This is a genomic window from Phenylobacterium sp., assembly GCF_004799395.1.
Lineage (GTDB): Bacteria > Pseudomonadota > Alphaproteobacteria > Caulobacterales > Caulobacteraceae > Phenylobacterium.
The window spans coordinates 1-8,635 of sequence record NZ_SSMZ01000168.1 but is presented as its reverse complement, the minus strand read 5'-3'; the positions used below and the strand labels follow the sequence as shown (position 1 = coordinate 8,635).

At 68.7% G+C, this 8,635-nt stretch carries 9 protein-coding genes; 3 read left to right on the top strand and 6 right to left on the bottom strand.

The features are described 5' to 3' along the window. Positions 1-49 precede the first annotated feature (49 nt). Complete coding sequence (locus E8A12_RS11010) at positions 50-1,243, top strand: efflux RND transporter periplasmic adaptor subunit (RefSeq protein ID WP_293368584.1); 1,194 nt, start codon at positions 50-52, stop codon at positions 1,241-1,243. Next, positions 1,230-2,672: an efflux transporter outer membrane subunit gene (locus E8A12_RS11005; RefSeq protein ID WP_293368582.1), complete on the top strand. Its 1,443-nt coding sequence runs from the start codon at positions 1,230-1,232 to the stop codon at positions 2,670-2,672. Before E8A12_RS11010 ends, E8A12_RS11005 begins: the two co-directional genes overlap by 14 nt. An 84-nt stretch (positions 2,673-2,756) precedes the next feature. Here E8A12_RS11005 and E8A12_RS11000 read toward each other — a convergent pair whose 3' ends face one another. The 4 genes from E8A12_RS11000 to E8A12_RS10985 all read right to left on the bottom strand — a co-directional run bounded on the left by E8A12_RS11000 (position 2,757) and on the right by E8A12_RS10985 (position 6,330). Then, a complete protein-coding gene (locus tag E8A12_RS11000; protein ID WP_293368580.1) occupies positions 2,757-4,121 on the bottom strand; it encodes a sorbosone dehydrogenase family protein in 1,365 nt (454 codons plus the stop codon). Further along, positions 4,118-4,561 carry a DUF2231 domain-containing protein gene (locus tag E8A12_RS10995; protein WP_293368578.1) on the bottom strand — a complete coding sequence of 148 codons (444 nt, stop codon included), beginning with the start codon at positions 4,559-4,561 and terminating at the stop codon, positions 4,118-4,120. Before E8A12_RS10995 ends, E8A12_RS11000 begins: the two co-directional genes overlap by 4 nt. 182 nt (positions 4,562-4,743) lie before the next feature. Next, positions 4,744-5,379, bottom strand: coding sequence for a hydrolase (locus tag E8A12_RS10990; protein ID WP_293368576.1), 636 nt, complete (start codon positions 5,377-5,379; stop codon positions 4,744-4,746). A gap of 132 nt (positions 5,380-5,511) precedes the next feature. Beyond that, positions 5,512-6,330, bottom strand: a complete 819-nt coding sequence (locus E8A12_RS10985; RefSeq protein WP_293368574.1) for a pirin family protein — start codon at positions 6,328-6,330, stop codon at positions 5,512-5,514. A 170-nt stretch (positions 6,331-6,500) separates the two neighbouring features. Here E8A12_RS10985 and E8A12_RS10980 point away from each other — a divergent pair, with 170 nt between their 5' ends. Then, positions 6,501-7,466, top strand: a complete 966-nt coding sequence (locus E8A12_RS10980) for a LysR substrate-binding domain-containing protein (RefSeq protein ID WP_293368572.1) — start codon at positions 6,501-6,503, stop codon at positions 7,464-7,466. A 53-nt stretch (positions 7,467-7,519) separates the two neighbouring features. Here E8A12_RS10980 and E8A12_RS10975 read toward each other — a convergent pair whose 3' ends face one another. Next, positions 7,520-7,861 carry a hypothetical protein gene (locus E8A12_RS10975; RefSeq protein ID WP_293368570.1) on the bottom strand — a complete coding sequence of 114 codons (342 nt, stop codon included), beginning with the start codon at positions 7,859-7,861 and terminating at the stop codon, positions 7,520-7,522. Positions 7,862-7,867: 6 nt separating this feature from the next. Then, positions 7,868-8,635 (bottom strand): efflux transporter outer membrane subunit (locus tag E8A12_RS10970; RefSeq protein WP_293368568.1); only part of this gene is annotated, 768 nt, incomplete at its 5' end.

Sequence of the window (8,635 nt, the reverse complement as noted above, 5' to 3'; positions counted from 1 at the left end):
CAACCCTCCGGCGTCGAGCCCAATTCGGCGCCGCTGACAGGAGAGTCCTATGCCTGAACAGCCCAATGGCCGTCGCCAGATCTCGCCCCGGCGCCTGAAGACCGCAGGCGTCGCCGTGGCCGGACTGGCGGTCTGTGTCGTCGCCCTTGGCGTCGTCAGCCGCGTCCATGCCGATCAAAAGGTGGCCGCCTGGACCGACGCCCAGGCGATCCCGCTGGTCAAGGTGGTCAGCCTGGCCGATCCGACCGGCTCCCAGGCGCTGGTCCTGCCGGGTGACGTCCAGGCCTTCAACACCGCTCCGAGCTATGCGCGGGTGAGCGGCTATCTCAAACACTGGTACGTCGACATCGGGACGCGGGTGAAGGCAGGCCAGGTGCTGGCCGACATCGACACGCCCGACCTAGATCAGCAGCTCGCGCAGGCGAAGGCTGACCTGCAGACAGCCATCGCGAACCAGCACCTGTCTGACACCACCGCGCACCGTTGGGCCGGCCTGCTCTCCCAGGACGCGGTGTCGCAGCAGGACGCCGACACGAAGAACGGAGACCTTGCGGCGAAGAACGCCCTGGTGGCGTCGTCGCGCGCCAATGTCGCAAGGCTGGAGGCGCTGGAGTCGTTCAAGCGCATCACCGCGCCGTTCGACGGCGTGGTCACCACCCGGTCCACCGATATCGGCGACCTGATCAGCGTCGGTGGGCCGTCGGCGACGCCGCTGTTCACGGTGGCCGACGAGAGCAAGCTGCGGATCTATGTGAGAGCGCCCGAGAACTACTCGGCCGCCATCCGGCCGGGGATGACCGCCACCTTCACCGTACCGGCCTATCCGGGCCGCACCTTCACGGCCAAGCTCGCTGCCAGCGCCGACGCCATCACGCCTCAGAGCGGCACCCTGCTGGTGCAGTTGCAGATCGACAACGCCGACCGGGCGTTGAAGCCCGGCGGCTACGCCCAGGTCCGCTTCAATCTGTCGGCCGACCATGGCGGCCTGCAGGTTCCGGCGACGGCGCTGATGTTCCGCGACAACGGCATGTCAGTGGCGACCGTCGGGCCCGCAAGCCGCGTTGTGATGAAGCCGGTGACGATCGTCCAGGACCTCGGCGCCACCGTCGAGGTGGCCGCCCGGCTGACGCCGGATGACCGGGTGATCGACAGTCCGCCGGACTCGCTGCGGCCCGGCGATCTGGTGCGGATATCGCCCTCGAGCGCTCCGGCCAATGGAGCAGGCGCGCATGCCGCGGGTTAAGCTCATCGGCCTGGCGGGAACGGCCCTCGCGCTCACGGGATGCTCTCTCGCGCCGCCCTACGCGCCGCCTCAGATCACCGTGCCGTCGGCCTACAAGGAGACGGGCCCCTGGACGCCGGCGAGCCCGGCGGACGGATCGCCGCGCGGTGCGTGGTGGGACGTCTACGGCGACAATACGCTGAACGGCCTGGAGCGGAAGATCGAGACCGGCAACCCCGACCTCGCCTTGGCGTTGGCGCGCTACGACGAAGCGCGCGCCAACCTGGCCCAGGCGCGCGCCGCGCTCGTGCCGGAAGTGGATGTAGGCGCCAGTGCGACCGACAACCGGCAGTCGGCGCAACGGCCCCTGCGTGTCGGAGGACCGACCTACTACCAGGACAACACCCTCGGCGCCTCGATCTCCTACGAGTTCGATCTATGGGGTCGGGTGCGCAACATGGTGGCCGCCGGCCGGGCCAACGCCCAGGCCAGCGCCGCCGACGTCGCCTCGGTCCGGCTTAGCCTTGAGGCCGAACTGGCAGACGCCTACCTGAATCTGCGGGGATTGGACGCCCAGGCCGCGCTGCTGGACGAGACGACGACCGCCTACGCCCATGCGTTGAATCTGACCCAAGTCCTGCATAAGGGCGGCGCTGTTGCGGGCCTCGATGTGGGCCGCGCCGAAACCCAGCTCGAGGCGACCCAGGCCCTGCGGACCGACGTCGGCGCTCAGCGCGCCCTCTACGAACACGCGATCGCCGCGCTCGTGGGCGAACCGGCTTCGGTGTTCTCGATCCCGGCCGACGCCAAGATGCCCCCTACGCCGCGGACGCCGGTGTCCGCCCCGTCGCAGATGCTTCAGCGGCGTCCGGATATCGCGGCCGCAGAGCGGCGGGCGGCGGCGGCCAACGCTCAGATTGGCGTGGCGCGCGCCGCCCTCTTCCCGACGCTGACGCTGGATGCGACTGGCGGCTTCGAGACCGCGGGCGTCGGCAGCCTGTTGAGCGCCGCCGACAGCTGGTGGACGTTGGGCCCCTCGTTGGCGACGGCTCTGTTCGACGGCGGGCGGCGCAAGGCGGTCGTCCGCGCGAGCCGTGACCAGTTCGACGAGGCGAGCGCCGTCTACAAGTCCGCCGTGCTCACGGCCTTCCAGCAGGTGGAGGACAACCTTGCCCTCTGCAACAGGTTGGCCGGCGAGGCGCGTCAGCAGTCGAGCGCTGTGACCGCCGCCCAGCGGACCGAAGGGCTGGCGCTGGTTCAATACCGCATGGGAGCGGTTACCTACCTCGACGTGGTGACGGCCCAGACCGTGGATCTCGAGGCGCAGCGGACGGAACTCAGCATCGAGACGCGCCGCCTGTTGGCCAGCGTCGACCTGGTGCGCGCGCTCGGCGGCGGATGGACCCCGACGACAATGCCGGCGACCGCGCCGGCGGCTTCAGCCAACTGAAATCCAACACCGAAAAGAAAAGGCCGGCGCTCCGCTTGGGCGCCGGCCTCGCGTGTTGCCGCCTCGGATCGACCGGGGCGCCGCCTACCCCGGCCCGCCCTTCGGACTGGCGCTCGCGACTGTGCCGGCCCGGGGCGCGGGCCCACCCGCCGCGGTCACCCGCCACACGACATTGCCGACGTCGTCGGCGATCAGCAGCGCCCCGCTGTGATCCAGCGTGACGCCAACGGGGCGACCCCTGGAGTGGGTTCCGTCGGGTGTCAGGAAGCCGGTCACCACGTCCTGTGGCGACCCTGTCGGGCGGCCATCCCGGAAGGGAATGTAGACGACCTTGTAACCGTTCAGGGGGCTGCGGTCCCAGCTGCCGTGTTCGCTGACCAGGACCCCGCCGCGGTATGAAGCGGGGAGGCTGGAGGCCTCGGTGAAGACCATGCCGAGCGGGGCGACGTGCGAGCTCAGGGCGTAGTCCGGCGCGATGGCCTTTGCGACCATGTCCGGCCGCTGCGGCTGCACACGCACGTCCACATGCTGGCCGAAATAGCTGTAGGGCCAGCCGTAGAAGGCGTTCTCCTTCACGGAGGTCAGGTAGTCCGGAACGAGGTTCGGGCCGATCTCATCGCGCTCATTGACGATCGTCCAGAGCTTGTTCGTGACGGGCTCGAAGGCCAGGCCGGTCGGATTGCGCGTTCCGGAGGCGAAGATGCGCTTGAAGCCTGTGGCGCGGTCGACCTCCCATATCGCGGCCCGGCCGGTCTCCGCTGCGATCCCGTTTTCCGTCACGTTGCTGTTCGAGCCAACGCCCACATAAAGCTTCGATCCGTCCGGGCTGGCCGTCAGGCTCTTGGTCCAATGGTGGTTGATCGGCCCGGCCGGAAGGTCGGTGACCTTCACTCCCGGGGCAGAGATATGCGTCTCGCCGGGGACGTAAGGGAATTTCAGGATCGCATCCGTGGCGGCGACGTAGAGATCGTTGCCCACCAGCACGACGCCGAACGGCGAGTTGAGGTGGTCGATGAAGACAGTGCGCTGCTCCGGGACCCCGTCGCCATTGGCGTCGCGCAGAAGGATGATTCGATTGCCGGCGTGCGCGGCCGAGCCGGCCATGGCTTTCACCTTGCCCTCGACATAGTCCTTGGGCCGATAGATCGGCGCCTTCGGGCCATTGGTCTCGACGACCAGCACGTCGCCGTTGGGCAGGGTGTAGACGCTCCTCGGATGTTCGAAGTCGGTCGCGAAGGCGCTGATCTGCAGTCCGGCCGGCACGACCGGGGTCTCGCCCTTGCCCCATCCCGCGCTCGGGGGGACCTGCATCGGCGGGATGACGTATTGTTGCGGCGCGGGCAGTTCGGGATTGGCGCCGTATTGAGTGCTGGGATCTGCGATCTTGGGGTGGCAGGCCGTCACCATCAGGAGCGCGACGAGCACGCCGTTTGTGCGAACTGGGGTCATGAGCGGACTTCCCTGGGCTTGAAGGGGCGGGGGCGAGGGACCGCGCGGAGGCTCCAGCCGCGCCAGCCCAGAACGATGAGGATCGCGGTGACCAGCGCCGAGAGCTCGAGCCCGTCGGGAACCACGGCCGTGTAGGCGTCGCGGGTGTGGACGAAGACGTTCAGCAGCGAGAGCAGGGCGGCGACCGTGAAGCCGGCGAACCGGCCCCAGGCCATGGCGCCGAGGCGTCGTCGGGCTGCGTCCAGCAGGATGGCCAAACCGGCCAGGGCCGCCAGGACCAGACCGCCCGCGATCAGCCAGACGGAGAAGTTGTCCCACTGGAAGAGCAGCGTCCGCCAGTACATGACGTCGGTGGCGAAGGCCGCGATCAGCAGGGCTGCGCCCGGCGCGATCAGGCGCGGATGCAGCGGCTGCGACGGATCATTTGCGCGTGGATTCATTTTCGGTCCTCACTGCCGGATGACGGCTCCCCGCGGCGCTGCGCGCGCCGCGGGGACGCAGGGAAGCGTCGGGAGGGAAAGAGGCCGCCCTGCGCGACGATGACACTGGGCGACGGAGCTGAAGGCGAGCCCGACGCGAACTCAACTCTCTGTAAGGCGCGGTCTCCTTCGGGCGGCGGGGCTCAGCGGGTGCCGTCCTTGAGGCCCAGCAGCTGCCATTCCCAACGGAGCCCTTGTCCGAATCCGCCGCCCAGCTCGGCGAACAGATTGGCGACGTCGTCGGCCGTTTCCGTCCGGCCCCAGTCGCGCTGGAGCTCGCTGACATAGGAGGCCACGGTGAGCGGGCGCGCGCCGGCCTGCATCATGCGCTGCACGGCGCGCTCGTGGCCCTCGACGCTGCCGCCGCCCGAAGCATCGGTAACGATATAGACCTCGTGTCCCGCCGCGATCGCGGAGAGCACCGGCATGGTCAGGCAGACTTCCGTCCAGAGGCCCGCCATCACCAGCTTCTTCTTGCCGGTCGCCTTCACCCAGTCGCGGACCCGCTCGTCATCCCAGGAATTGAGACCGCTTCGGTCGATCGGGACCTGGTCCGGATGCACGGCCTGAATCTCCTTGATCAGGTCCTGGCGTTCGGCAAAGGCCGTGGTGAACAGGGTCGGCACGCCGAAGATCTTGGCGCCCTTGGCGAGCATCACCGTGTTGTTGACGATGGTGTCGTTGGGGTGCGAGCGCACGGCGAGCAGCTGCAGATATTGATGGTCGATCAGCAGGAGCGCGTGGTTGTCGCCCGTCAGCAGGGTGTCGTCGGTAGCCATGATGGATTCCTTTCGGGTGCTCGTTAGGGTTCCGCGCGGACCAGCGTCCGGCGGTTGGGGAACGGCGCGAGCGCACGCCGTCCTGACTGCAATGGGAGTGCGCTCCGACCCTTGGCCGGAGCGGAGCGGGGGTCAGGCCGCGATCGTCGCGAAGCGGCCCCTGTTGAAATCGTCGATCGCCTGGCGGATTTCGGCCTGGCTGTTCATCACGAACGGGCCACGGCCGACGATCGGCTCGTCGATCGGCTCGCCGGTGAGGACGAGCAAAGTCGCCTCACCGAAGCTCTGGAGCGCCACCTCGCTGCCCGCGCGATCGAGCAACAGCATCTCGGCGTCGCGCAGCGTTTCGCCTTCCACCGTGACGGCGCCGTCCAGGACAACAAGCATGGCGGTATGCCCCTCGGGCAGGTCCAGCGTGACATCGGCGCGTCGGTTCAGACGCAGGTCCCACACGTTGATCGGGGTGAAGGTGCGCGCGGGGCCCTTGGCGCCGAGATAGTCGCCGGCGATGATCCGCGCCTTGCCGGCGCCGCCAGGCAGCTCGACCGCCGGCACGTCGGCGGAGAGGATGCCTTGATAGCTGGCGGCCGCCATCTTGTCCCTGGCGGGCAGGTTGACCCAGAGCTGCACCATCCGGAACGGCCCGCCTGTCCTGGCATAGGCCGCCGAATGAAACTCCTCATGAATGATCCCGCCGGCCGCGGTCATCCACTGGACGTCGCCAGGGCCGATCACGCCGCCGTTTCCGGCGGAATCGCGATGCTCGACTTCACCGTCATAGACGATGGTCACGGTCTCGAAGCCGCGATGCGGGTGCTGGCCAACGCCTCGTCGCTCGGTGGTCGGCGCGAACTGATGGGGTCCCGCGTAGTCGAGCAGCAGGAACGGGCTGATATGGCCGCCCAGGGTGTCGTAGGAGAACAGCGAGCGGACCGGGAAACCGTCGCCCACCCAGTGGCCGCGATCGTTGCCATAACGGCCGAGTATCTTCTTGCGCATTGATCTTCTCCATCGCGCTCGTCGGAAGGGCGTACCTTCCGCTGTCGGACACAGAGATAGACGTGGGACGTTGGTGGAGAAATATTGAATTATCCGACGCAGCGTCCTATACATAGGACGATATGCAAGACCTCAACGACCTCTTCTACTACGTGCAGGTGGTCGACCACGGCGGCTTCGCGGCCGCGGGCCGGGCGCTCGGCGTCCAGAAATCGAAGCTCAGCCGCCGCATCCTGCAGCTGGAGGAGAGGCTTGGCGTGCGCCTGCTCAATCGTTCCTCGCGCCGCTTCTCGATCACCGAAGTCGGCCGCGAATTCTACCATCGCTGCGCCGCGATGCTGGTCGAGGCGGAGGCCGCCGAACAGGTGGTCGCCCAGGTGCGCGCGGAGCCGCGCGGCATCATCCGGGTGAGTTGCCCGACCGCGCTGCTCTCGTTCCAGTTCAGTGCGCTGATCGGGCGCTTCATGGCGGAGAATCCGGCGATCGAGGTGCATCTGGAGGGCACCAACCGGCGCGTCGATGTCATCGCCGAAGGGTTCGATATCGCGATCCGGGTGCGCTTTCCGCCGTTGGCGCCGAGCGATCTGGTGATGCGCCAGTTGGACCAAAGCACCCAATGCCTTGTCGCCAGCCCCGCGCTTGTCGCGCAACCTCTCATATCCCCCGCCGACCTTGCTGGCCTGCCGAGCCTCGATCTCGGGCCGCCGAGTCGCGAACACGTCTGGCAACTGCGCCATGATGACGGCCGGACGGCGGCGGTTCGGCACGCGCCGCGCCTGGTGACCGACGACATGTCGACGCTGCGCGACGCGGCCTATGCCGGGGTCGGCGTCGTCCAGCTCCCGGTGATGATGGTCTGGGAGGATCTCGCCGCCGGCAGGCTGGTCGAACTCGTGCCGGATTGGCGCCCGCCTTCGGGCATCGTGCACGCGACCTTCGCATCGCGGCGCGGGCTCTTGCCGTCGGTGCGCGCGTTCTTGGATTTCCTCGTCCGCGAATGCGCGGCGCAACGAACACGGGCGGATCGGTCGCTTGGCCGCGGCGACTTCGCCACGGGCTTCGACCGCGCGGGTTCACGGTCGTCCTGAGATGGGTGGCTGAGGGCGGCAACGCGCCCGCCACTGCGGCGCCCGCCAAGCCGCTACGGCCCGTTCGCGGCGGCTTCCAGCGCTGACAGCTCATCTGCCGTCAGGCAGGTGGCGATGGATTCGATGGCGCGGTAGCGATCGATGATCTCGCGACCGAAGTCGGTCAGGCGCGCGCCGCCGCCATCGATCCCGCCGCACTGGGTGGCGATCGCCGGCGTCTTGAACATGCGATTGACCTCATCAAGCACGGTCCAGGCGCGGCGGAAGGTGAGGCCGTGGGTGCGCGCGGCGGCGCTGATCGAGCCCTTGGCTTCCACCAGTTCCAGCAGCCGTATCGCGTCCTCGCCGATGCGGACCTTGGAGTCCAATTCGATGCGCAGGATCAGCCGGGCCACGACGGGCTACCGGAGCCGGGACTTGTCGGGCGTGGCCGTGGCCACAGCCTGTGGGGTCGGCAGATCGTCGACGGTCCAGCCGCCGCCGAGCGCACGGACCAGGTTGACGCTGGCCTGCAGGCGACGGTCCTCCACCTCGAGGCCGACGCGTTGGGCCTGAAGGTCATCGGCCTGGGCGATGACCACATCGAGATAGTTGGTGGCGCCCTCCTGATAGCGGGCCAGCGCCGCGTCCTCGGTGCGCTTGGCCGCCAGGATCGCGGCGGACTGGTGGTCGGCCTCGACGGCGAGATTGTTGAGGGCCGCCAGATTGTCCTCCACATCCTGGAAGGCGCGCAGGACCTGGCTGCGATAGGCGGCGCTGGCTTCGGAGAGCTGGGCGCGGGCGGCCTCGACCCTGGCTTTGCGCAGGCCGCCGTCGAACAGGGTCAGGGCCGCTTCAGGGCCGAGCATCCAGAAGGTGTTGCCGGGGGCCAGCAGGTTGGCGAAGGCGGTGTTCTGCCAGCCGCCGTTGGCAGCCAGGTCGATGCTGGGGAAGAAGGCCGCCCGCGCAACGCCGATGCGGGCGTTGGCCGCCGCCGCGCGCCGCTCAGCCGCGGCCACGTCGGGCCTGCGTTGAAGCAGGGTCGAGGGCAGCCCGGTCGGTGTGTTCGGCAGGTTGAGCGCCACGGTCTTCGCCGGGATGGAGAAGCTGGAGGCGGGTGTCCCCACGAGGCTGGCGATGGCGTGCTCGACCAGGGCGCGCTGGGCGGCGAGGTCGGCGACCTGGGCCTC